The sequence below is a fragment of the Nocardia fodinahabitans genome, from assembly GCF_052983615.1.
The window spans coordinates 3,035,340-3,058,582 of the sequence record NZ_JBRJJC010000001.1; the positions used below are offsets into that span (position 1 = coordinate 3,035,340).

The 23,243-nt window shown below is 62.6% G+C and carries 23 protein-coding genes; 1 reads left to right on the top strand and 22 read right to left on the bottom strand.

From position 1 onward, the window contains the following. Positions 1–206 precede the first annotated feature (206 nt). From NV348_RS14230 to NV348_RS14245, 4 genes are all read right to left on the bottom strand, one after another. A complete protein-coding gene (locus NV348_RS14230) occupies positions 207–1,019 on the bottom strand; it encodes a hypothetical protein (RefSeq protein WP_447147371.1) in 813 nt (270 codons plus the stop codon). A 22-nt stretch (positions 1,020–1,041) separates the two neighbouring features. Next, the gene (locus NV348_RS14235) at positions 1,042–1,779 is read right to left on the bottom strand and encodes a hypothetical protein (protein ID WP_447147372.1); all 738 of its coding nucleotides are present in this window, start codon (positions 1,777–1,779) and stop codon (positions 1,042–1,044) included. 262 nt (positions 1,780–2,041) lie between these two features. Beyond that, positions 2,042–2,563, bottom strand: coding sequence for a hypothetical protein (locus tag NV348_RS14240; RefSeq protein WP_447147373.1), 522 nt, complete (start codon positions 2,561–2,563; stop codon positions 2,042–2,044). Continuing rightward, positions 2,479–2,670 carry a hypothetical protein gene (locus NV348_RS14245; protein ID WP_447147374.1) on the bottom strand — a complete coding sequence of 64 codons (192 nt, stop codon included), beginning with the start codon at positions 2,668–2,670 and terminating at the stop codon, positions 2,479–2,481. Before NV348_RS14245 ends, NV348_RS14240 begins: the two co-directional genes overlap by 85 nt. 203 nt (positions 2,671–2,873) lie before the next feature. Between NV348_RS14245 and NV348_RS14250 the strand changes: the two genes are divergently transcribed. Next, positions 2,874–3,287, top strand: coding sequence for a hypothetical protein (locus NV348_RS14250; protein ID WP_447147375.1), 414 nt, complete (start codon positions 2,874–2,876; stop codon positions 3,285–3,287). A gap of 20 nt (positions 3,288–3,307) precedes the next feature. Here NV348_RS14250 and NV348_RS14255 read toward each other — a convergent pair whose 3' ends face one another. The 18 genes from NV348_RS14255 to NV348_RS14340 all read right to left on the bottom strand — a co-directional run bounded on the left by NV348_RS14255 (position 3,308) and on the right by NV348_RS14340 (position 23,063). Continuing rightward, positions 3,308–4,396, bottom strand: a complete 1,089-nt coding sequence (locus NV348_RS14255) for an IS630 family transposase (protein WP_447147376.1) — start codon at positions 4,394–4,396, stop codon at positions 3,308–3,310. A gap of 137 nt (positions 4,397–4,533) precedes the next feature. Further along, the gene (locus NV348_RS14260; protein ID WP_447147377.1) at positions 4,534–4,968 is read right to left on the bottom strand and encodes a hypothetical protein; all 435 of its coding nucleotides are present in this window, start codon (positions 4,966–4,968) and stop codon (positions 4,534–4,536) included. Between the two features lie 236 nt (positions 4,969–5,204). Next, positions 5,205–6,488, bottom strand: a complete 1,284-nt coding sequence (locus tag NV348_RS14265; RefSeq protein ID WP_447147378.1) for a hypothetical protein — start codon at positions 6,486–6,488, stop codon at positions 5,205–5,207. A gap of 37 nt (positions 6,489–6,525) precedes the next feature. Beyond that, on the bottom strand, positions 6,526–7,551 hold the full coding sequence (locus tag NV348_RS14270; protein ID WP_447147379.1) for a hypothetical protein: 1,026 nt from the start codon (positions 7,549–7,551) through the stop codon (positions 6,526–6,528). 11 nt (positions 7,552–7,562) lie between these two features. After that, positions 7,563–8,639, bottom strand: coding sequence for a hypothetical protein (locus NV348_RS14275; protein ID WP_447147380.1), 1,077 nt, complete (start codon positions 8,637–8,639; stop codon positions 7,563–7,565). Between the two features lie 7 nt (positions 8,640–8,646). Beyond that, entirely contained in the window at positions 8,647–9,702 is a 1,056-nt protein-coding gene (locus NV348_RS14280; RefSeq protein ID WP_447147381.1) for a hypothetical protein, read from the bottom strand. A gap of 28 nt (positions 9,703–9,730) precedes the next feature. Next, on the bottom strand, positions 9,731–11,284 hold the full coding sequence (locus NV348_RS14285; protein ID WP_447147382.1) for a Gp37-like protein: 1,554 nt from the start codon (positions 11,282–11,284) through the stop codon (positions 9,731–9,733). Positions 11,285–11,361: 77 nt separating this feature from the next. Then, a complete protein-coding gene (locus NV348_RS14290) occupies positions 11,362–11,877 on the bottom strand; it encodes a hypothetical protein (RefSeq protein WP_447147383.1) in 516 nt (171 codons plus the stop codon). Positions 11,878–12,024: 147 nt separating this feature from the next. Continuing rightward, positions 12,025–12,450 carry a hypothetical protein gene (locus NV348_RS14295; RefSeq protein ID WP_447147384.1) on the bottom strand — a complete coding sequence of 142 codons (426 nt, stop codon included), beginning with the start codon at positions 12,448–12,450 and terminating at the stop codon, positions 12,025–12,027. A 58-nt stretch (positions 12,451–12,508) separates the two neighbouring features. After that, positions 12,509–14,815, bottom strand: a complete 2,307-nt coding sequence (locus tag NV348_RS14300) for a hypothetical protein (RefSeq protein ID WP_447147385.1) — start codon at positions 14,813–14,815, stop codon at positions 12,509–12,511. 657 nt (positions 14,816–15,472) lie between these two features. Continuing rightward, positions 15,473–16,372 carry a phage tail protein gene (locus tag NV348_RS14305; protein WP_447147386.1) on the bottom strand — a complete coding sequence of 300 codons (900 nt, stop codon included), beginning with the start codon at positions 16,370–16,372 and terminating at the stop codon, positions 15,473–15,475. Then, the gene (locus NV348_RS14310; protein WP_447147387.1) at positions 16,369–18,273 is read right to left on the bottom strand and encodes a hypothetical protein; all 1,905 of its coding nucleotides are present in this window, start codon (positions 18,271–18,273) and stop codon (positions 16,369–16,371) included. Before NV348_RS14310 ends, NV348_RS14305 begins: the two co-directional genes overlap by 4 nt. Before the next feature lie 335 nt (positions 18,274–18,608). Further along, positions 18,609–19,025 (bottom strand): DUF5361 domain-containing protein, encoded by a 417-nt coding sequence (locus NV348_RS14315; RefSeq protein ID WP_447147388.1) that lies wholly within the window; start codon positions 19,023–19,025, stop codon positions 18,609–18,611. Continuing rightward, positions 18,986–19,276, bottom strand: coding sequence for a hypothetical protein (locus NV348_RS14320; RefSeq protein WP_447147389.1), 291 nt, complete (start codon positions 19,274–19,276; stop codon positions 18,986–18,988). Before NV348_RS14320 ends, NV348_RS14315 begins: the two co-directional genes overlap by 40 nt. A 115-nt stretch (positions 19,277–19,391) precedes the next feature. Then, the gene (locus tag NV348_RS14325) at positions 19,392–19,979 is read right to left on the bottom strand and encodes a phage tail tube protein (protein ID WP_447147390.1); all 588 of its coding nucleotides are present in this window, start codon (positions 19,977–19,979) and stop codon (positions 19,392–19,394) included. A gap of 72 nt (positions 19,980–20,051) precedes the next feature. Continuing rightward, positions 20,052–20,489 (bottom strand): hypothetical protein, encoded by a 438-nt coding sequence (locus NV348_RS14330; protein ID WP_447147391.1) that lies wholly within the window; start codon positions 20,487–20,489, stop codon positions 20,052–20,054. A gap of 193 nt (positions 20,490–20,682) precedes the next feature. After that, positions 20,683–21,042 (bottom strand): SMI1/KNR4 family protein, encoded by a 360-nt coding sequence (locus NV348_RS14335; protein ID WP_447147392.1) that lies wholly within the window; start codon positions 21,040–21,042, stop codon positions 20,683–20,685. A 1,418-nt stretch (positions 21,043–22,460) separates the two neighbouring features. Beyond that, positions 22,461–23,063: an IS5 family transposase gene (locus tag NV348_RS14340; protein ID WP_447151036.1), complete on the bottom strand. Its 603-nt coding sequence runs from the start codon at positions 23,061–23,063 to the stop codon at positions 22,461–22,463. Positions 23,064–23,243 lie beyond the last annotated feature (180 nt).

Consider the following 23,243-nt stretch of genomic DNA (forward strand, 5'->3'; position numbering starts at 1 on the left):
CTCACCGGCGCGGTCTGTGACAGCCGGACGCCAGGCTTCTCCGCGAGCGCGGAGATCTTACCGACAGTGGCCTTCCCAACAGTCGAATTCGCGACTTTTTAACCTACGGCCGCGCCCGCTCGGGACGGAATTCCGGTTACTTTGCTGGTTGCCCATTTCACGTTGTTGCAGGCGCGGCCAGCCAGAGTGTCCTTGTCGGCAATCTTTTACAGCTGCTTTTCAACGACACCAGGCTTCGATGCCTCCCCGTTCACCGCGACCCGTTCGGCGCTCAGCCGGTTCGCAACCTGACCGGCCAGTCGCAGTGTCGGCACGATGTGCGTGCCCCAACGCCCCGTTTCGACGCCGCGGACTTTGAGGTTCTGCCATCTGTTGTCGGGCGAACCCGCGGGAACCGACTGAGGCAGCCGCATGTGGCGGACGACACCCTGCTTCTTACCCTCATTGAGAGCGAGATCGAGGGCATTGCTCTCGGAGGATCCAAGCGTCAGTCCGCCGCCAGTGAATTGAGGATAGGCCGCCAGCTGATTGGTCGTGAAACCTTTGGTTATCGGCCTATTTTTGATCCACTGCGGCATGCGGGGCTTCTCCGCGAGCTCCAGCTGCTTGGGATACGGAATTGCCGAGACCTTGGACTCGCCGAATACCATTCCTGAGCCGAGCCCGAACAGGCCGCCCCGTCTGGTTACCGGAATATCCGGCTTAATATACGACCCGGCAGGCGCGCCGGGTATTCTTACACGCGGTTCGGACGGTAGCGCGTGATCGCTCCAATTGTTGTAGACCTGCCGTTGCAGAAGTTCACCCATCGTACCGAAGGGCCTGCTACGTATATTGCCCAGGTTCGGCATGTTCTGATATTCTGGACCCGCACGCTGCATGTACCTTGCATCAAATGGGAGCGCCTTTCCCCATACTTGCCGTCCGAACCGGTCGGCGACAGCGTCGCGCGCATACACTCCACCGACCGCTGCGGCCACGCCACCGACTGTTAGATCTTCGGCTTCAAACAATGACATTAGTCAACCTTCTACGAATGACCTATCCTTCATCACCTCCAGCCGCGCGGAGGTTTCGATAGCCCACGAATCGCTCTTGCAGGTATTCATCCAGCGCTTTGGCCCGGCACCGAGAGTCGCTGCTGTTCATTCCGATCGACCGGCGGAGATACCAGTCCATTGCACGAGAAATAGATCCATATTCGCCGTTACACGCACCGAGCACGATCGCAGCCCGAAAAGCGACAGGATCGATATTCCATCGCATGAACGACAGCCACTCTCGGCGCTTTGCCGCGTCGAGAATGCTGTCAAATGTCGACCAACTACTGAACCACGCGCTTCCACGCTCTGTAACTACACGAAATAGGCCGTCGACGACGTTGGAGACCTCTCTCAGCGACGAAATCTGCGGCGCCATATGGCTGTCGACCCCGATCAAGTCGGTAAGTGACGTCTCTACAACAGTTCCCGATACCTCATACCAGAGGTTCGCATGCAGTCGAGCAGCCTCGGGAAGCATGTCGACAATGCTGGCCACTGCAGCCGATTCCAATGCAATCCTGCCGAAAATATGGTAACTTCCGGAACTGCGCCTGAACACAGTGATCCGAAGCTGCCGCCGCAAATCAAGGGCATCGGCAGTGTCATTTAAAAGCGTAATGCACGCCGCCTGATCTGAATTGCTTGCCAGCGATTCCACCGGGATTCGGTGATATTCGATCGTGGAGAATTTAGATTCGAGTTCACGGCTCAACTCGATCACGATTTTATGGTTCACATCCGCCAGACTAGCCGGGACGGCACGAAGATTTCTACTGAGCGACAACCCGCCCGAGCCCGATACGTATTTGGATGTGGGTGCCAGCATGAGATCACGCAATGGCACCCGCCTACGCCCAAAGTTTGCGGGGAAATCGCGGACTGGCACACACTCAGAGTCCGAGGTCAGCAGCGGCTCAATCGACTAGGTTGCCCGCTTCGGTGTCCCGATGCGCGCTGGATTAGAAAGCTACTCGCGCTGGCGCCTCACCGATTGGTGGTCAGAACGGTGCAACCAATCTTTCGATTGCTCTGCGACGACGTTCCTCGCGCAGGTCGTCCAGGGCGGTGGTCGGGCGGACGATCGGAACGATAGGGGGTAAGTCGACGCCGGCAGCAGCGATCACGGCCGCCTGGACAGCTTGAAGGTTGTCGGCGATCGTCATCGGCAGGTAGGTCTCGGCAGTGAACCCCTGTGCGTTCCAGTCGCTTTCGTCTCTACCATGGGCGGCCTCGTCGTCGAGAAACAGCTCCGCAAGAGTTCGGTCCGTCGAGAGGGCTGTCTTGTAGTGCGACCCGAGCGGGAGACGGTCCTTGAGCCGCCAGATCGTGCGCCAATCGCGCGTGCGCAGTGCTTGTGGCCCGATGCAGTCCCGGATGTCGATGCCGCGCTCGAACAGGTCGTATTCGAGCGCGGCACCGAAGCGGTCCCAGAACTCTACGAGCCCTCGGATCCCCCCGGCAGCTCCGCGGCGCCCTCGCCGAAGAAGAAGGCGTTCAGGTCGTCTTGGAAAGTGAGCCATTCGTCGAGGGGGCGGTCGGCGAACAGCTCCTCCACCGCCTCGTGATGCTCGCCGAGAACGATCGCCAGCTGCTTGTCCTCGTCCTGCTCCTCCCGCAGCATCCGCATCTGCCTGCGCGTGATCGGCTGGATGAGGATGTCAGCGGTGAGCTGGTACGGGCCGCGGCGCTTGCTCGAAAGTTCCTGCTGGATCTCCGGGAATGTCCTCCCACATCCATCCTGAACCGTCGTTACCCATCGTTCACCTAGACCTCTCTTCCTGTACCAGCGTTCAGCTCAGTCCACATCGACCGGCACCGTAAGATGTGGGCGTGAGCGACGAAACCCTTTCTGCGAAAACCGAGTTGACGCAGAGGCTACGACTCGTACTCGGGAGTTTCCCCGAATTCGAGGTCCGGCAGGTCGGGCACAACAAACTGCGGGTATCCCGCCCGTACGACCGAAATCGGCAACGCACACCGTATTGCTTCACGCTAATTCTCGAGGAAAAGCGGAAGTTTGCCCAAACCGTCGAGTATTGGTGGCCCGATGGAGAAGGCGCCCCATGGCCAAAGGATCGCGACCGGGAACAGCCGGTACGAGATATGATTGCAGCCGAGCTCGCAGACATGGGCTGGAAGCGCGGGCGCAGCGCCATACGTCAGATTCACGCAGCAGCGGTGCTGGCGGTCTCGGGCACTCTCTTCTTGGTCGTCTATATGGCTATCATGTACCTACTCGACTGACCATATCGGCTAGTGCCGCGTCAAGCAACGTCGGGTAGGTAATCCGGCCGCCGGATCTTCGAGCCGACCGCGAAGTCGCGGATAGGTCCGGCGTGCTGGTTACGCCAGCGGATGTAGTCACCGATCGCCGCGTCCTGCTCGGCGTGGCTGCGGTGGTCGGTCCCGTTCAACGCGAAGTACCGCAGCGCGGCGAACTCGCACTCGATGCGGTTCAGCCACGACGAATACGTCGGCAAGAACACCAACTCGACGTCGTTGTCCGCGCACCACGCCCGGACCTCGGCTCGCTTGTGGACCGAGTAGTTGTCGCAGATCAGATACAGTTTCTCGCCCGGCCAGCGAGCCCGCAACGACTTCAGAAACGACAGGAACTCCATCCATCGTTTCCGGTCCCGGATCCGGTAGTACAACTGGCCACTTGCCAGGTCCAGGGCACCGAACATGTGCCGGACACCCTGGGCGCGGTGGTAGGTCGCCCGCAACCGCTTGGGCCGACCAGCGGCGAACCAGCCACGGCCCGCTCGTGGGAGCAGATTCAACGGCCCGAACTCGTCCACGCAGATCACCCGCCCGTCTTCGGGCGGATTGTCGCAGAGGTCGAGCACCCGGCTCATCTTGGCGACGAATTCCGGGTCGTTGCTGGACTTCCACGTTTTGGTGGACTGCCACGACACCCTGCCAGCCTTCAGGATCACGCGCAGCGTCTCCCGGCTGACGTCGGCGATCCCGTTGAGCCGCAACACTTCCACCAGCTTCGACAGGCTCCACACACTGAACGGCCAGCCCAGATCACGGGGGCAGCACCGGGCGATCTGAGTGATCCGATCACGTGTCGCTCGATCGGTCTTCGCCGGCCTGCCCCCGCTCCATTTTGGGTCGAGTGCCTCGAATCCATGGGCGTTGAAGTCGTGGATCACTTGCCGCACATAGGATTCCGACACCTGCATCAGCTTCGCGATCAGCCCGACCGGCTGATGCTGGGCCGAGGCCATCACCACCACGGCCCGCCGCATCCGGACCGGCACTGTGCTGCGCCGGGCGATCTGGGCGAGTTTGCGGCCTTCCTCCGGGGTTACCGCTCTGACGAACACATCCGGCTTGCGAGCCACCGGCACCACCTCCGTCAGGCAGCATCACCGGTCACCGGCCACGGATCAACCCGCCACCTCGAGCCGTTACCGCATCAACTTTTCCGGACGCGGCACTAGTTCGCCGGGTAGCTACCTCTCAACTGCTACAGAAAGAGTCAGGTGATCCGCACGTAAGTTCCCGCACCGCCGGAAACCGTCGCCTGCCAGGTGCTCTGCACACTGCTGAAGACCTCGAGCGTGACGGTGTCACCGGTGCTCACCGACGCGGCTCCGGTGACGGTCATCGTGCCGCTGGTGCCTGTCACCACCGCGCCGGTGGCCACCACAGTGCCGGTGACGAGCAACCTCGCTTGGTAGTTGCCGGACATCGTCCCACCGGCGAACACCACCGCGGCGGAGAGTTGCGCTCCCCCGTGGCTCGACTGCGGGCGCAATCCGTCTCCGGAGACGACCGATCCCGGGTAGGTCGTGGTGTCGGCCGTCCAGCCCGGGACGGTGGTCCAAGTGTTCGCCGCACCCATCGGACTGGTGCCGTTCTTGGTCATTCCCGAGGGCAACGCAGCACCGGCGCCCGCGAAGATATGAGGCATGGTCTACTCCTCACCGGTCGAACCAGCGGTATCCACCGGTTCTGGCTCGACCGGAGCCTCTGGCTCGGTAGGCGTTTCCGGAACCGGCTCAGGATCTGCCGGCGGTTCGACAGCCGCTCCGGGGTAGCCCGATGCCGCACTCTGCCAGTAGGGGGTTCCGTCGGGGCTCTCCGGCTCCGGTTGAGCTTCGAGCGGCACCCACACCAAGATGGGGCCGCCGAGGAACATCGTCGGCATTACGCGGTCACCCCCGCCAGGCTCGCCTGCAAACCGCGACCGGCCGGGCTGTCCGCCGTGGTGATCTGCACGACGACCCGGTCGCCGGCGGCGAAGTTCCAGGTCCCGGTGACGATGGTGTCGACCGCGTGATCGGCCGCGGCGATCGTCGCTGCGGTACCGGAGACGGCAACACCGTTCTTCCTCAGTTCGACGACGAGATTGCCGGTGCCCGCCGTCTCACCACGGTAGGTGACCTTCGACACCGTCAGCGCGCGCTCGATCCGAATGCCCTCCGGCACAGTGTTTCCCGCTCCCACGACTCGGACACCGGTGTGCGACTTGAACGCGATGTCATACGCCTGGCCCGCCGCAGTGGGTGTGCGCGCGTTCGTCAACCGTGGGTCGGTGTCGGCCACTGCCTGGATCGCGGTGCGAACCGCGACCTCGTCGGCGGCTGCCAGCAGGGCACCGACCGTCGCACTGGTTCCGGTCAGCTGGCCGATCGGGTGGGTGTGCGAGGTAGGCGTACGAGCATTGGAGAGCCGTGGGTCGTCACCGGCGACAGCGGTCGTCGCCGTATCACCGATGACCGGAGGGAACGTCGCGGGTTTGCCCGAGATACCGCTCCAGAGCGTCGTGCCGGCGGGACCACGAACGACGATGCCCTGCCCGTTCGGCGTCCAACCCCCCGTGGCCCGGTAGATGTAGAGCAGCCCATCGGATTTGACGATGTACTGACTACCATCCGCCGGCGACGCCGGTAGTTGCGCGTATGACTCGGCCTGCCCGTCGATCTGAATGCCATGACCTGCAGGCCCGACGACGACGGCATTGCCCGCCGACGTCGGCACCGGTGCCGCGAGTGTCAGGTCGACCAGGCCGGTGGATCCCGTATCGGGGTTGTCCGGGTCCGGTCCCGACACGTACTCGGGCACGTGGAAGCTGAACGGATCCAACGGGATACGTTCGCCGTCATAGGACAGGTCGAAAGAAACGCGCCAGGTCCACTCGGCCGGATTGGTGGCCGGACCGGGAGCGACCAGACGCACACCGCGTTTGCCACGCCACGTCAGATAGCCGAACTCGTCGAGCTGGCATTCGTAGTGCTGAGGCAGCTGGACATAGGTCGCGGGCGCAGGCTGCGCGTCGCGAACCAGGATCTTGGGCGCGTCGGCGATAAAGGTGATGGTGCCGCGCAGCGGCGGAAACTCGGGCAAGTCACCGAGGTCGGGCCCGTCGATCACATTGGCGAGGAACCGCCCGACGACCTTGCCGTACGCGAGCGGAGGCAGATCAGCCATGACTCAATACCTTTCGAGATGATTGTGGCGGGCCGTATCAGGCCGGCAGCGCACGAACCTGCAGATGGGAGTAGTTGCCGTTCACCGTGTAGCTGCCGCTACCCGCCGCCCGGGACACCACGACGTAGAGAGTGACGGTTTGATTGGCCGGAACGATTCCGAATTGGGCGCTGGGCTCGACGGGGTAGTCGAAACCCGGAGAGATCAGGACGTGCGCCATCCGCGACTCCCAGTGACCCCAGCCCTGGGCGACCACCTCACCGTCGGGTGCGCCGATCCGTACGGTCACATCGCATCGCGTCGGCGAGTTCGACGAGACACCGACAGCGCCCTCGATCCACGGCCGCCACTCGGTAGGCTGAGCCGGAATCGTGATGGCCGCCAGCACCTTCGAGTCCTCTTTGAGGTTCTGCGCGGTGAGGAACTGATTGTTGCCGATGGTCCACGGACCGCGCAGCCGCGGCGAAGGGATCGGCTGGAACTTCTCGGTAGCGGAATCGAAACCGAGCACATACCCCTGACCGAGCGGATTCTCCTCGGTGACCGAGACATCGGAAGCATCCGCGATTCGACCCGCAGCACCGGGATCGCCCGGCTCGCCCTGCTGACCACGGGGAAAGGTGATCTCCAACTGCTGGTTCGGCGCCGAGCCGAGAATCCGGGCCGAGGCCGCGGAGCCCGTCGCACCCGCGATCCCGATACCGGTCAGGATATTCACCGGGCCCCGGCGTCCCGGCCGCCGGAACGCATCGGCGAAGGCGATGAATTCCGTACCGGTCCAGTAGTAGATCGCGTTCTCTGCCACCACGCGCCAAGCCTTGCGCGCATCCGCGGTGGTCAACCCGAGCGCGGACAAGGCCGCGGCATCGGTGACATCACCTTGCCACGACCACGGCCAGGCCGCGGCGCCCTCGGGACCAGGGGCGCCGGCGGGGCCTTCGCGCAGTTCGATCAGGATCTCACGGTCGACGACTTCGACCGGATTGACCGTGTAGGGCAGGCCGACCGAGTCGGCCACGCCACGCATGGTGATCATGACGTCCTGGTCGTACGCGGTTGTCACTTCCTCGCTGCTCACAGCACCCCCACGGGTCGGGCCGTGCACACGATCTGTGCGTCGGCCATCTGGTAGTCGTAGTTCGCCGAGCCGGCGCCGCGCCGCACGACCACGACGAGAGTTGTGGCCTGACCGGACGGAATGACGCCCACCGTGCTGGACGGGGTCACATTCCGGGTTGCCAGATGCGGTTGGAACCGCGCCCTGGTGTGCGCTCCGGTGACGAAGCCGGTACCGAGGGCGACGATTTGCCCCGACGCCGATCCGATCCGGACTTCGGCGTCGATCCGGGTGGAGAACTCGTTGGAACCTTCGTGTGGTCGAACGACCACACCACCCGTGATCATCGGGCGCCACGCGGTGTCCTGTGCGGGCACCTGTAGCTGAGCCACCACGATCGAGGCGGCCGATACTCCCGACTGCGACGGTGCGAAACCCGCTCCGCCGTCCCATGCCCGGTCCTCGATGATGGTCCACGGACCACGCAGACCCGGATAGGGCTGCCCCGACCACTTGTTCGCCGCGGCGTTCCAGACGGGCACAGCCTTGTCAGGATGCGCGCCGTCGGCGTAGTCCGCGGCCTGACGGATCGGCCCGGGGCCGCCGTCCGGGCCTTTGAGGCCTTCGACTCCGCGCGGCACGACGATATCCAGCACGAGGTCCGGTGCCGCGCCGCTCACGGTCACCTGCAGTTCCGAGTCCACCGGCCCGGTGGTCACGCTTCCGATAGTGACGGAGCACGACTCACCATCCGGCCCGAGAGCACCGAACGCCTCGGGGAAGGTGTCCAGGCCCGTCCCGTTCCAGTACGCGAGCGCACCGGTCGACAACACCCGCCAAGCCTTGCCCGCATGGGCTCCGCCCAACTTGTCGACCAGGGCTGTCAGCGCCGCCTGGTCGGCGATATCGCCTTCCCAGCGGAAGGGCCGCGCGGACTCGCCTTGCGGGCCCTGTGGTCCGACGGCGCCCGTCGTCAGTTCGAGGCTGCCATCTCGCGGAGTTCCATGGAGTGCCTGCACCAGGCCGGGCGAACCGATCCCCTCGTCCAGTCCCCGAATCACCGTGGCGTCGAAATAGTTTCCTACCGAGGTCATTTCTATCTCATTCCGTGGGCTCGGCAAACGCGATGAGCGAGGCACGCGTCGGAGTGAATCCGATCTTGTCGGAAGTGGGCCCCGTACCGATCCGCTCGACCGACACGACCAGGCTGCCCGGCTGACCAGCTGGGACGGTCGCAAAGTCCGAGGTCGGCGAAAGAACGCGGGCGGTGGTGCCGTCCCGCAGGCACGGGAACACAGGCATGTACATCCACGCACCGGGAGATCCCACCGCGAAGGCCGTGCCGGTCGCGACGATCGGGCCCTGTGAACTACCGAGGCGAACCGTCAGTTCGGCGGCCTGACTGGTCGTGTTCGAGTGCACGGGGATGTGCCCGTACACGAGTGGGCGCCACCGGAACGGCTGCGCCGGGATGGTGAAAGTCCCGCCGTCGACTCGACTGGCCGCGACGATCTGTTCCGCGGGGAAGTCTTCCTGATACCAACCCCAGGGACCCGCACCCAACGGTGCCGGCATGGACCGGAAGCGCCGGGAGGCGCGATCGTAGGCGAAGATGCCACCGTGGCTGGGGCCGTTGGTCTCCTCGTAGTCATCGGCTTGGGTGATCGTCCCCGAATCACCGGGTGGGCCGACCGGGCCCCGCAGACCAGCCGGGACCGTGGCCCGAATCTGCTGGTCAGCCGAATTGCCGAGAACCTCCAGCGCGGGCTCGGTCAATGTCGGCTCGTTGGTGGTACCGATGACCGTGAGAACGTTGGCCGGAGCCGCGGGTCCGACCGGTCCCACGGCGTCCACCGAGTGCACCCAGCCGTCGCCGACCCACACGTCCATCCCGTTGTCATCGAGTCGGTGCCACCAGTTGCCTCTGTCCTCGGGGCCCAGCCCCGCCGGTCGCGCTGCGCTGTCTGCCAACACGCCCATTTTGCGGAACGAGGCACGCGGCCGCCCTCGGTCGCCCGCCACCCCGGCCGGGCCGCCGGGCAACGGCAGCTCCGCCACCTCGGGTGCCAATTCGACCGCTGCGGTCAGCAGCGGTAGCCCGTCGATATCCGGCTGGCGATAGGCACGCAGCCGCGCGGGAAAACTGATGTCTCCCATTGAATTCTCCTTTTGGTATCGGTCTGCCTCAGAAGATGAGCAGGTCCAGGTCAGCGCCCACATCCGTCGACAGGTCCTTGATCGCCGACGCCACGCGGCCCAATCGCTGCCACGCCTTCACGACCGAGTCCTCTTCGTCGGAACCGTCGCCGACGGTGATCTGCCAGGACGCCGGGGTTTCGCGGTCGTCGGTGAAGGTGAGTTCGGTGACGAAATCCGTGAAGACCTTCTCCCCCATGGCGAAGCCGATCTGGTCACCGACGCCGAAATCGCGGCCGATCAGATAGGGAGCGTTGTCCTGGATCGTCACCTTGTGGCTGGTATAGCCGCGGGTCAGGTGCAGACCCTGCCGCGCGGCGACGAAACCATCGAGGGTGAACGCCTTGTCGCTGCCGGTGATGTACAGCTCACGGAAGGCGTACGGTCCGGCCTTGCGGACGCGCTCCATATCCCGGTAGACCATCCAGGCCAGGAACACATCGTCGAGCTGGCCGCGGTACAGCCAGTCCATGCCGATCAGGGACAACAGCGCCTTGATCGCCATCTCGATGCCGGCGTTGACCCAGCCCGGCGAGCGACCGCCCACGATGATGTCGGTCGCGGTGGGCTTGTGCAGCGCCACCTCGGAGGCGCCGATCCCGGAGTACTCACCTTCGAAGTACCACACCCACGGCAGATTCCGCACGGTGCCGAACTTGCCCGGCGTCCCATAGACCGCCTCGTACTCCGTGGTGGAATCGAACTTCGGGTACCGCATGGGGGTGGTGCCGTCGTCGGCGAATTCCTCGAACCACGAGATGATCCCGTCCAGCAACGTGCCGGTGGGGCCGGTGACACCCGACTTGTCCACAGTCTCGAGGACGACGGTCGGTTTGTCGAGGTAGAACCACTCGGGCGCCGGCTGCTCGTCCTCGCCAGGCAGGAAGAACCGGGCCGTCAGCATGACACCCGAATCCTCGAGCATCGGCTGGAACAGCTTGTCGGCCATGTCGAATCGGGCCGAGGCCGCGCTCCACCGACTGGTATCGGTGCGTGGATCGACCGGCACGACCGCGATCGGGAAGGTCGTGTTCCCCTGCAGCCGCATCAGATTCATCGTGAGGTAGGTCGTCACCAGGGTCCGCACCGGACCGAACAGGATGTGGTGGCGCGGGAACTGAGCCAGCACCGGCGCGAACGGGCTCGCCCAGCAGCAGATGGTCGAGATGTGGTTCCAGGCGTGAATCGCCTCGATGTCCACCGTCTCGACCCCGTTGTCGTCCCGGACGATCGACGCCTTGGTGATGTACCCGTCCCACCGAAAACCCCTGGTGTTCACAGTGATCGGCAGAGTCGCGTCGGCATGGTTGCCGAACAGGTGGTCGAAGTGCACCATGTCCCGCGGGCAGATCATCTTCAACCCGCCGGCCGAGTTCCGCGGAAAGCTCACCTGCAACGACAGGTAACTCCGCTCCTCCCCCACCTCCTGCATGTCCTTGTCCCAGTACCGGACCAGAACCTCTTGATCCCGAGCATCCTCCTGCTCGACCCTAAACATCTCATCCATCCGCCGCGATTCCGCGTGCGGGTCCCAAACACCCATCCTCCACCACCTTTCCTTGATTTTGGGCATAAAAAACCCAACCCGATTCGGGTTGGGTTCTCAGCTGACCAGCTGCACTACTCGAGTATCTGCCGGACATGCTCCGCGCAGGAAGCACTGGCCGACGGAGCCCACCACCACCAATGCGACTCGGGGATACCAACAGGAATAGCGCTCTTCGGGAGCGGCGCAGCCTCATCGGCGTGATCGCGCAGTACATCATCGATCTCGGCGACCAGTTCGACGTCGTCCTCGCCCAATGATTCGCGCATTCCTGGATAGTTGTCGAGCAGGAACTGTATCGCGGACCTACGGACGCTTACATCGCGCCATCCCTCGACCATCACCGATGTCGCTCGGTAATGAGAGTTCATCAGATAGTACGCCATCGTTCGGCTGTTCGAACTCACCAGCGCGGCAATGCTGCGCCTGAGATCTACCATCGAAGCGGTCGGCTCCCGCTCACGACTCCGAACACAGCACTCCACCCGCACGACGCCGTTCATGGCACGTTCGAATGCATCAACCCGAGAATCGTGTGCTTCCAAGCCTCTACGATCGATCTCGAGAGAAATCTCTAAATCGTCGATCACTGCGAGTAAACCGCCGCGGACAGGCCCGCCTGGGCTCATTTGTCACCGCTTCGAAACCACTCCTAGGGCAATTACAGTTCACACCGATTTCGCACCAACATACCGAACGGAACCTTCAGCCACCAGGCCAGGAGCAGCTCGCGAAGATCAGTCCGACTCACTTCCCGAAGGCTCGGCATATTTCTCCGGCCTGATCAGCACACCACCTGTGATCAGGCGATCATTCGGAATCCTCTCCGTGCCGAGTAGAGGAATTTCCGTCATCTTTCCACCGAGAATCATCCACAGCCCGAAGCAACTATCTTCTTCGTCGCGGATCAGGACCTGCACGGAGTAAGGATCCGGCCAAGCAAGACCTTCCAGATAGCCGAGAAGTCCCCACCAGTTGAGCCTACGAAATTGCGCAACCCACATATAGCAGTCCACAGAGCCCTCAAGCGTACCCTCGAAAATGGAATCATCAACCGGAGTAAAACACTGATGCCATTCCCGATCGGGATCAGGCTGCGTCAATGGCTCCATCACCGACCATCCGTCGCGGGCGATGACGATAACCTCCGCGAATCGACTCACTATCCATCCTCTCGACTCAAGTCACTACTGAAGCTTCAACGATACCGGAAAACGAAAATTACGGCCAGCCATGTGGCCGGGAATCGAATTTCGTTCCTGGGTGGACTATACGCACCTCGTAGCGCGACTTGAATATCTCCGACAAGAGCAGCGCCTGTTCCCGGCTGTAGGCAAAGAACATTACGTTCTGCGTTTGAAACTTCGAACCGCCGGGAAGTTTGTTGTAAATCGTTCCTGCGTGTTCACTGATTTCTTGACTGCTTGTACCCAGGCCACCAGAACGAGCCCTGTCCGTTCCCGTAACATCCACCGATCTAATGGATACCACGGCACCATTACGCCAAGTAACCCGGACAATATCCGCGGTACCACCCGCCACCGTACCATTAACAAAGCCTTTAGTCGACAGAGCCGCGGTATCGTTTTGGAAATAGTACTTTACTCCAGTCTTTCCGGACTCTCCCAGATATATGCCCCTATCTTTCAGCTCGTCATTCAGAAGCTTCAAACCCAGTCCTGCGGTGTCGCTGTCTGGCTTGTCAGTCAATACATGTGGAACACCATTTTCATCCACTAGATAGGTTTCCCCATCGGCAGTTCTTCCCGTACTCAATGGCTCGCGGAGCGCTTCGGGTCTGGCCGCCCTACCAGGTGGCCCGGTTGGCCTGGCAGCCTTTGAGCCGGCAGGTGCTGGGCGATGCGTTCCTGGATTCGTGTGCATTCCCCGCCCAGGCTGAGGCACGGATTGACGACCAAATCCTCGTTTTGCAAACAGCGTGAAGGGTCCGGCTGACCAATGCGAACCAACTGCCCGATCAGCAAAGCTCGTGCGAGGCAAGTAATTGTGCCCACTAGTAGCGAACTGAGCAGCAGGGGGCGGGCCGTTCCAGAACTCCGCCAAGAAATCGGAAACTATCTCCAATGACCTTGCCGGTTGGTTGCCCCAGTCACGCAGTCGATCGACCTGCCCGCTCCCGTATCGAGCAACCCTGGAAGCAAGTCCACTCGCCATCACCAGCGCCGACTTCGAGTGCGTGTTTATATACCCCGTTACCTGCCTGCGCAAGCCTGAGGAAATCTCCAGGAGACCGGTAGATGCCAGACGTGGTCTGATGCCTGCGCTTCTGAAGAGAACCAGCCCACCAACCGTCGCGGTGCCGAATTCGAAAATCGAACCGACAGTGTCGCCATTCCACTGCTTGACCGGAATTCCGGTGAGGTCTTTGACCAGCTCATCTTCGCGGCCGAGCGGCTGGTAGGTCGTGGATCCGCGAACGAAGTCTGATCCGCGCAGCGCATCGTAACCCGTCATTGCAGCGTATTTGGGGAGCGCGAGGTAGAACATGGCAGCGCCCTTGGCCAGGCCGACCACTGCCGTTCCCGCGGTTGCGAACCTGTTCGGGGCGTCATAAGTTACGTGGAATGTTCCGGATTGGTCGACACGGATCGACGACATCCCTCGAACGCCGTCCTGCATCATATGAAATGGGGCACCAACGGTGTCGGAAATAACAGACGCAAGGCCGGATAGTCCACGCTTCGTCCCATCCCACGCGCGCACATCCCAAGGTTTCACAGGTGCGGGAATTTCGTTTTTCCAGACTTCTTTCCCACTCGCATCGAAATGAACGGTTGTCCTGCCCGATTGCACTGTCTGTGAGCCATCAGGAAACATTGTGTCCAGACGGGGCCGACCGTCTTTGCCGAGGGAGAAATCGGTGATCACACCGAGGTGGTTCATGCGATATGTATGACCGTTCTGCACCCGGAACCACGACTGGTTACCGTCCTTGTCCGGCTCCCCTTCCCAATGGTTACCGAGTTCGTCGATCATCCACCCGGAACGGTTCGCGAACATCTGGCCGGTGAATTTGGACTCGAGTTGTCCACCGGGACTGAAACTGGTGGACGACATCGTGGAATTGCCGAAATTGTCTACGTGGATGTTGTCGTAAAGACCCTCCGAGTTCCGGACTCCGATGTCGACACCGACTACGCGGCCGGCCGAGTCGAGCGACAGCGTTCGCGTCTTCGACGCATCGGGTGAGGTCTCGAAGGCGTGGGTGGGGATACCCGAGGTGGATGTACCCGGTTCGAAATGCTGGCCGTAGCCCAGTCTGTTCGGCCCGCCCGACTCGAAGTAGGACGACCCGCCATCGACGTCGTCCTGCCATCGGACGTATTTCGCCGTGCCTTCGATTGCAACGATTCTGGCCGTCGACACCACCTTTCCAGTAGCGTCTTTGACCACCGCATCTACAGTGTTCTTGCCGTTGCCCTCGGGAATCGTGTATTCGATGGTCTGCCCGTTCGGGCGCACTTCCGTCCAAGGTTTACCCTGCTCACGCCCTTCGGTAGCAGGCATAGGAAGTGAGTCCTGGTTCGGACCGTTCGCGTCCAGAAGCGGGTCCCGCTGCTCTTCCGACGCGGGAGCGTTCGCCGGCGGCGTCAGCCCGCTCGGAGCCGGTTGTGATTGGGATGGAGTCGAGGGTGCGGACTGAGGGCTTGGTGTGTCGGCGGGAAGCGGCGCTGGTGTCTGCGGTTGCGGATTGAGGTGGTTGATGCTCTCGTCACCGTCCGACCTGTCCGGCTGCGGGGGCGGCGGTGGTGGGGGAGCACTGTTGGACGGGGCTGCCTGAGTCGGCGGTGGAGTCGTCTCTTTCTGTGGGGGCGGACGGTTCGGGGTGGTAGTTACCGGGTCGTTGATCTGCTGGGCAGACAGAACCTGGTCTTGGGAACGCCTGTCCATGTCACGAACCCCGAGCGCCCGCGCGTACGCCCGCGCTGCCGACGCTGCTGTCATTCCATTTCGGTTATGCACTCGGGGTTTTCGTGTCAAATTCGGTTGCACACCGGCGCTCACCGGAGTCAAAGACGCCAGCCATTCGGAAAATTGGGAATGGTCATACGCCACAATCGGCGCAGGTACCGGCATCGCGACACCTCCTTGTGAATCGCGAGAGCCCAATCCCTGACAAGGGATTGGGCTCTCTCTCGATCGATGTTCAGTTGGGAGGCAGGATCAGAACGGTCGCGACGACCGCGGTGTCACCGCCCCGATGATGCTCGACTCGGTGTTCCCGTCCTCGACCTTCACCACGATGTCGGTGCTGGTCCACGGGTCCAGCGAGGCGAGCCAGCGGCGGCCGGCGAGCTGGCCCCACACATTGACGCCGACGGTATTGCCCGCTGTGTAGAGACGGGCCGTGCGATGGCGCGGATGGGTGTCGATGCGCAGGGTTTGACCGGCCGTCAGGCGCGGGGCCTGCACCATGCGCGGCTGGCCGGTGTCGCTGGGGACCGGGTCGAGGATCGACCAGCGCCCGGGGCCGTTCATGGTGTAGCGCGGCCACGCCGGCTGGTCGGCCGCGTTGCGCAGGCGGAGGACGCCCTCGCCGGTGCCCGAGGCATTGGTCCAGACCTGCGTCTCGTCGAAGTGGCGCTCGAGCGGGTCCATGGCGGTCGCCGAGATCTTGTACATGGCGAAACCGTTGCGCGCCGGATCGATATCGCCCGAAGGTTCGGGAGCGCTATCGAGCTGGAACTGCTGGAATCGCCAGCCCTGGTGACGGGTGAAGTAGCCGACCGTCACCGGCTTGTCGGTGGACCAGCCCCGGAACCACGCGTCGTGGACGGCGAGGAACTCACGGACCGGGTTGGATTCCCGGGCGCCTGCCGCGGTGGAGATGATGGCGAGGAAGTCCCACTCCTTCTTCCAGCGAACCGACCGGGCGAAAGTGGCGCCATCCTGGCGGGCACCTTCGGTGGTGAGCAGCTGAACGGGTGCGAACATGAATCCTGTTTGGGCCGAGAGCCTTACGCCCTCGCGCCCGGCGTTCGGGCCCGCCAGATGCCAGACCCGGCCGTTGACGTCCCAGACCACGATCTTGGTGTCCTGCGTACTGAGCAATTGGTGGGTCATCGCCCGAGCCCTCCTCCGCGTTGCTGCGCAAACGATTGACGGCGCTGGACGCGGGCGATCGACATCGCGACGCTCTTGGGGTCCATACCGTTGAAATTGAAAATGTCGCCGCGGGCGGTGTGCCCGCCGGGGCCCTCGGCCAGGTCCGTCAGACCGAAGCCGGTGCCGACGAGTTCCTTGGCGGTGCTCGCCACCCATTCGATGGGTTTGGCGACGAGGTCGACCGCCTTGCCCGCGACGACCGAGCCGGCGAGCGAACCGAGCACGGAACCGATCGCGGCACCGGCAGGCCCGGCGATCGCCGTACCCAGACCCGCGCCGAGGAAGCTGCCGACCTGCCCTGCCGCGTCCTGAGCAAGGCCCTTGGCGGCACCGGTGACGCCCTTGACCAAGCCACCCGACGAGGCGCCGGACAGAAATCCGGAAATGCCCGCGGACAGATTGTCGCCTTCGCTGAAATCGAAGGCCTTCTGCTGCTCGAACGGCAGGAAGAATTCGTCGTCCGGATTGATGCCCAGTTGCTTGGCGAGCTCGCCGTCAGCCGCGAGCGCGTCGGAGATGGACGGGATACCCAGGGCACCGACCAGAGCTCCTACCGTAGAACCGGCCTCACGCAGGGCAGTGGTGTCGGTGAGACCGAGTGATTTGCCAAAGTTGCTCGCCAGCTCGCTGCCGATGATCGAAGCGCGATCGATATAGTCGGCGCCGCCATACGTGCTCAGATACTGGGGTTCAGCCAGGCTCGTCCCCGTGAGCCCCTCACTGAGACTCGGGGTTCGCGGTGTGGTGGACGCGCCACTCGCAGTTGTTCCTCCGGTGCTGAGGATTGTCACGCCGCCGGATGACCCGCCGGACACAACGACACTGTTGCCGCCACCGGTCGACCCGCCGTCACCACCCCAGCCGGTCACCGTTGTCGGCGAAGCACCACCGGGAGCGACCGCGCCGCCAGCCCCGCCGTCGACCGACATATCGGTCGGCATCGGTTCGATCTGGGTCTTCAGCGACATGGAGGCGGCGAACCCGTCCCCGAACCTCGATCCGATCGACTCACCGAGAGATTTTCCGATCTCCGGTGCCAGCTGTCCGGCCGGTCCCAATGCGGGAGCGATCGCCTCGCCGAGCGCCAAGCCCACACGTCCGCCGGCTTCTGTCGCCGAGGACATGATCCCCGCCGTCAACGCCTCGGACAGTGACGCGAGCGGCGCCACCGATCCGGTGTTCGCCGTCGTGGACGGCTGCGCAAAGGCAGGCGCCACGTTCATGACACCCTGCGGCTGGACGTTCAGCTCCGCCGACAGGGGCGGCGCGGCGCCGAGACCCGATGAATCCTGCTGACTCAGGTCAACTTTCACCGGGTCGTTGGTGCGTCGGGTGAGGGACCCGCCCATTCCGAAGACGGGCGCCAGCGCACCGCCGAGCGCGGCCCCGACTGCACCTGCCGCGTCGAGGGCCGCACCACCGACGCCGCCGAGCACATCCGCGATCAGCCCGGTTCCGAGCAGATCACGCCAGCGCTGCGGATCGCCCATCGGGCTCCCGCCGACGAGACCGCCGTCGGCAAAGCCCGGCAGCATTCCGGCCAGATAACCGGCTGAGGGAACCCAGCCGGCATTGATGGCTTCCAGCAGTGGCAGCGCGTTGGAAGTCGCGGCCGCATTGACTACGAATTCACCGTTGGACAACCGGGCCAGAATCGAGTCGCTGCTGCCGGTCCCGGGTCCCCGAACGGAACCGCCACCGGCGTAACCCGCAGGGCTTTCTACTACTACGTCCTCGACACCCCTATCGGCCTTCGCCGGATTGAGCAGTGTCGTCTTCGAGGAGAATTTGATCAGACGAGTCTTGGTGTCGGCCTCATCGCCGTCGGGGCGGAGCAGGTCCATGGCCTGCCCCGCCACCCGTTCGGCGATTGCACCCGGCTGTGTGCCGAGTACATCGGAGAGGACACTGTCGAGCACCCCGAACAGACCGGCGCCGACCAGGTTGTTCGGCGGGATCCGACCATCGTTGCCGAGGGTGATCGGGTCTTCGTCGGCCAGGGTGATCGTCGCAGTGCCCGAGCTGGAGCCGCCTTCCCAGACAGCTCCGCTCGGCAGAGTGATCCGCTTTCCCGGAGCCGGTTGGCCGCTCGTGGTCATCGCAAGAACGTCCGGCAATGTCATCGCCGTTGGGCGTTTCTTCTTCACAATTGGTATCCACTTTCTGCGTTCGACCGCTCCGGGGCTGCAGCCACCTAGCCGTTCCAGCCGAGGAAGTCGTTCATCTGATCGAGTTCCGTTGCTGTGCCGACACGTTCGCGATCCGACTTCCTGCCGGGGCGAGCGATCGGCTCCGGCCGATTACGTCCACGTCGGCCGTCATCGGTGCGCGCCCACGCCAACCACCGCAGGCTGTCGGCAATATCGGCCAACAGATGCTCAGCGGTCTGCCAGCGACTGCCCTCCGGGTACATCACCCGCAGCAACGCCGACTCGAGCGGCAGATGCCTCACGATCGCTAGCAGGTCGGCCCAACCGAGTACGTCGGAGCCGAGCATCCGTAGCCGGAGCCCCAGCACGATCAGGTCGTATTCGATTGCCTCGCTGTGCTCTTCGAGAAGAGCATCGAGGCTTAGGATTCCCCCAGGCTCAGCCCCGAGTGCGCGCGCCACGCCTCGAGCAGCTGGTGGTAGGCGTCGGGATCCATGTCGTCGAGCACCGCGAGCGCCTCGGGCGCCAGGCTCAGCTCGAGCAGGGTGTACATCGCGTCGACATCACCGAGGCGACGGATCCGGCGCACGAGACCAGGCTTGAGGTAGGACAGCGACGGCAGGACGATATCGGCGCCGTCGACGGTGTAGGTGAAGTCGTCCTTCACGATGGCCGGCTGGGCGACCTTGATGGGAGCAGCAGGAGAAGTCATGGGTAGCAGACCCTTTCGTAGTTCGAGTTGAGTGGTTTCAGAGATGAGAAGGGCCCAACGGGCGGCGGGCGGGCCTGCGCATAGGTGTTTTACCCGCCGCCGTTGGGGGCTTTAATCAGGCAGTCTTGATGCCGTCGTCGAGGTAGCGGTACGCCTTGACGCCCGAGTCATCCTTGAATGCCTCGACATTGATGGTGAAGCCGGCCAGTTCGTTCGACACGAACTTCTTCTCGGTGATGGACGAGATCTTGGCGTTCGGCAGAACGATGCGCAGCTTCTTGTCCTCGGTCTTCATGTCGAAGACCCACGAGCGACGCGGCAGCACGATGCCGGTTTCCTTGACATTGATCAGCTTGCCCGAGGTGGGGGTGGCCGCGGTGGCGGTCACATTGTTCTCACCGAAGATCTCGCTGAGCACGTCCTGGTCCCACACCGCGTACAGGGTGAGGCCGAAGCGCACCGAGTGCTCGGTCTGCAGCTGGGCGATGATATCGGCGTTCCAGTCCTTGACCGTCTCGACCTTGCGCTCACCGAGCGACTCGATGCCGTCCTCGGAAACGTAGCCGAGAGCCTTGAACGCGGGGTCGATGACGCCGGCCGCGGTGGTGGGCAGGCTGGTGGCGAGAGGCGCCACCAGGACACCGCCGGAAACGGCCAGGTTCGGGGTACCGGCGCCGATGTAGTTGCTGGAAGGCAGAGCCATTGTTTTTACTCCCTTGGGATTGTTGCGCAGGCCCTCGGGATGGGTACTTCAGTTGTTCGACTCCGCAGGGAGTCAGGCGAGGACGGTGCCTCGCACAATCAGGTCGGCGACGAGGGTGTACCGCGGAGCGGCAGTCGCCGGATCGGTGTCGTTCTCCATGCCGGCATCCTCGACCTGGTCGCACCAGACGGTGCCCAGGTAGCCGGGAGCGGCTGCACTCAGGATCGAACGCACAAGCGCGGCAAGGGTTGCCGCGGCGCCGGCGTCGTCGGTGCATTCGAGAACGACGCGAGGACGATCGAGAATCAACTGGGCGCTACGGCGACCCTCCCGATCCTCGACATCGACTCGGGCTTTTCGGTCGTTTCTGGTTACTCGCACCATGCGGGTGGGGCGAGGGTCGGGGACCCGGGTGACCACAGTCGCGGAATCGGATACCGCAGCGAGTTGTACCGTCAGATAATCGACCAAAGTTTGTTCAATATCAGGAAACAATATCTTTTCATTCATGTCAAGTCCTTGAACAGAAAGTGGTTGAGACCAAAATTTGGGCATGAAGAATCCCGACCGCCAACCGATCGGGATGATTTCTCAGGCAATTCCGATACAAGCAACATCTGCCCGAACCGGCGAATTAACGCACGTCGTATTAAAATTGCGCGAACATGATCCGCGATCCGTCCCATCGGCCAAATCTGCAGACTTATCGAGGGGTGAGATTTGCAATAAATTCCGACCAGCAACTAGAGACTATTGAAATATTTCGCCCTGTTGGGGGAAGATCATCATTGCCATCTCCCTCTTCATGATCCCAGAACCAAACCGTCCCGTGATCTTCCGGTCTCAAGGATAGAGCGAAGAGATTGCCGTAGGAATCGCGTGCGACTGGGAGGAACCAGCGAGGAACCCTACCCTCGTATACCTCGAGTTTGTCCCATATGCTCACACCCTCGCCAATATCCGCACGAACGCCGAATACCTCATCGACTACCTGATCATTATCTTCCATCCAGCCACCATCGCACCCTAGAAGGTATGCGCGGTAGTCGACGGGAAGCGTCACCCCCAAATGAGCAGCGAGTCAATCGACCTCTGTCTCCAACGCAGGTCGACCGGCTACCCTGTATCCCACAGACATACGAATCACGTTCCCTTCTTCATTGCGACCCAACCGGCGTGCCTCACAAAGTAGATCAACCAACCCGATGGCCGACGATGAACTCTAAATTTCGACGTTGTTGTATTGGAGCCATTGCAATATGTCCGCCCGCTCATCCACGTCGTAGGTTTTCAAGACAGTCCGCGCCGCACTTCGTCCTGCCTCCGACCCAGTCGACAGCAATTTGTGCACAACATGCCAAGACATCGAGGCGTAATTGTCGATTCGATCGTCCCGTAGCATTGTCATCGTAGCCAGTCTGGACAATATCGGTACCAGCTCATCGTCTTCTCGACCGGAGAGTCGACTTGCTAGTTCCAAGACCGCAGCTTGCCAGCCTGCATCACATTTTCCGAATAGTTCTACCAACTCTGACTTTTTCAGCCCAGACAAATCGATCGGTTCGCCGACTGGCAACATTTCGAGCCCAGAGTAATCACCAGCAAGGAAACGGCCCACCTCATCCAGCTCTGCCCGCAGATTGCTCCTCGGTTATGCCCAACAGGGCTGCAACGTGACGATCGTCCTCGCAGTCGTCCGAACTTTCAGTGACGCTCATTGCTCCTGCTTCCTTACACGCTTCACAATCTCACGTACTTCCTTCGAAAACGGCCGCTTTGCCGTTGAAAGGTGCCAATCCGTACGCGCCTCAGAAAGAATCGGCGCCAGATCGCGATCGCGAATCACTCGGGCTCAGGCAAAATTATGTTCCACTACAAAAGCATCTTCCGATTCGGACCTTGTCGCCGATGGCCCGATTTGACGATGCTTCGCTCGATATGAGGTCCTTCATAATGCCAGTCACTTTACTGGACTTCGTCATGAGTTCATCTCCTTCGGTTCAGGGTACATCGTATTCAGATTCCCGTCCCCGTTGGAGTTACGACGATACATACTGTGCGTCCGCACAGGTCTGCAATGCGTCTACCTCTGGTCATGCGCGCCAAATTTCCACCGCGGCTGCCGAAATCGCGGCTTGGTAAGCGTGTCTCAGTGCGCCTTCCTGCACAACCTCAATCGGCCACGCAGGCTGCAGGACTGCGGATAGGTCGGAGTTCAGCGCCGAGAAGACGCGCAGTTCATCCCCGCCATCCGCTACCTCCGGGATATAGATCCAATTCCCAATCCTTGCCGCGCCGTCCAATGGTTCGCGCCAGGCTCGCGACAGGCGCCGCCCTCCCACGTACTGTGCACCTCTTATCAGGACACGGTCTGCCTCAACCGGACTCGCCGCAAAGTCGGGGGCGACAGAAACGAATCTATACTTCAGCGGAGGCAATTTGTCTATCGTCTCGACGTGTTCAAGCTCTACCCTCCCCGACTCAGGTTCGATTGCTGAGTCGTCGCCAGCAGATCAGCGCAGCGGCGAGGTCGAGAAATCCCTGATGGATGTCGGTCCGGCGTTCCCAACGGACGGCCAAGCGTCGGTATTGGTGCAGCAAGGCCAGTGTTTGCTCGACAATCCAGCGGCTGGCGGTCACTTTGTCGCGGGTGCCGCGGCGTGGGATATACCCGGTGATCCGCCGGCGCTCGAGCTCGTCGTAGACCCGCGGATAGTCGTAGCCTTTGTCCGCGATCAAGGTCGTGATCTTCGCGCGTGGTCGCCCGGGGCGTCCGCGTAGCGGCCGCACTCGGTCGAGTAGCTCGGGCAGCACGAGATGGTCATTGACGTTGGCCGCTGACTGTACGACCGCGAGCGGGAGGCCGTTGCCGCAGGTCAGGATGTGGTGCTTCGCTCCGGTTTTGCGGCGGTCGACCGGGCTGGGGCCGGTGTCGGTGCCCCTTTTTTGGCCCGCACGTGTGAGCCGTCGAGGATGACGCGGGCGACATCGATCAGTCCCGCGCGGTGGCAGTGGGCGAGCATCGTGGTGTGCATGGCCTCGAACACCCCGGCGGCCTGCCAGTCGCGTAGGCGACGCCAGCAGGTCATCCCGGACCCGAACCCCAGCTCCTGTGGCAGGTCCTCGCTAACCGAAAAAAAGCATGGTCGGCCGCCAGAACAAATGTGGCATCAATGCGATGCCATTCTTCCTGAGCGCTGCGCACCGAATCATCCGCAATGTCCTGCCACAGAGTTTGCTGCAGGACAATGGCCGAGTCCCCCA

Bases quoted from the DNA above. Each gene is read 5' to 3' on its own strand.
- NV348_RS14230 (WP_447147371.1), bottom strand. From the start codon at position 1,019: ATGTCATTGTTTGAAGCCGAAGATCTAACAGTCGGTGGCGTGGCCGCA.
- NV348_RS14240 (WP_447147373.1), bottom strand. From the start codon at position 2,563: ATGGCTCACTTTCCAAGACGACCTGAACGCCTTCTTCTTCGGCGAGGG.
- NV348_RS14245 (WP_447147374.1), bottom strand. From the start codon at position 2,670: ATGCGGATGCTGCGGGAGGAGCAGGACGAGGACAAGCAGCTGGCGATC.
- NV348_RS14260 (WP_447147377.1), bottom strand. From the start codon at position 4,968: ATGCCTCATATCTTCGCGGGCGCCGGTGCTGCGTTGCCCTCGGGAATG.
- NV348_RS14265 (WP_447147378.1), bottom strand. From the start codon at position 6,488: ATGGCTGATCTGCCTCCGCTCGCGTACGGCAAGGTCGTCGGGCGGTTC.
- NV348_RS14275 (WP_447147380.1), bottom strand. From the start codon at position 8,639: ATGACCTCGGTAGGAAACTATTTCGACGCCACGGTGATTCGGGGACTG.
- NV348_RS14280 (WP_447147381.1), bottom strand. From the start codon at position 9,702: ATGGGAGACATCAGTTTTCCCGCGCGGCTGCGTGCCTATCGCCAGCCG.
- NV348_RS14285 (WP_447147382.1), bottom strand. From the start codon at position 11,284: ATGGGTGTTTGGGACCCGCACGCGGAATCGCGGCGGATGGATGAGATG.
- NV348_RS14300 (WP_447147385.1), bottom strand. From the start codon at position 14,815: ATGCCTGCTACCGAAGGGCGTGAGCAGGGTAAACCTTGGACGGAAGTG.
- NV348_RS14305 (WP_447147386.1), bottom strand. From the start codon at position 16,372: ATGACCCACCAATTGCTCAGTACGCAGGACACCAAGATCGTGGTCTGG.
- NV348_RS14320 (WP_447147389.1), bottom strand. From the start codon at position 19,276: ATGACTTCTCCTGCTGCTCCCATCAAGGTCGCCCAGCCGGCCATCGTG.
- NV348_RS14325 (WP_447147390.1), bottom strand. From the start codon at position 19,979: ATGGCTCTGCCTTCCAGCAACTACATCGGCGCCGGTACCCCGAACCTG.
- NV348_RS14330 (WP_447147391.1), bottom strand. From the start codon at position 20,489: ATGAATGAAAAGATATTGTTTCCTGATATTGAACAAACTTTGGTCGAT.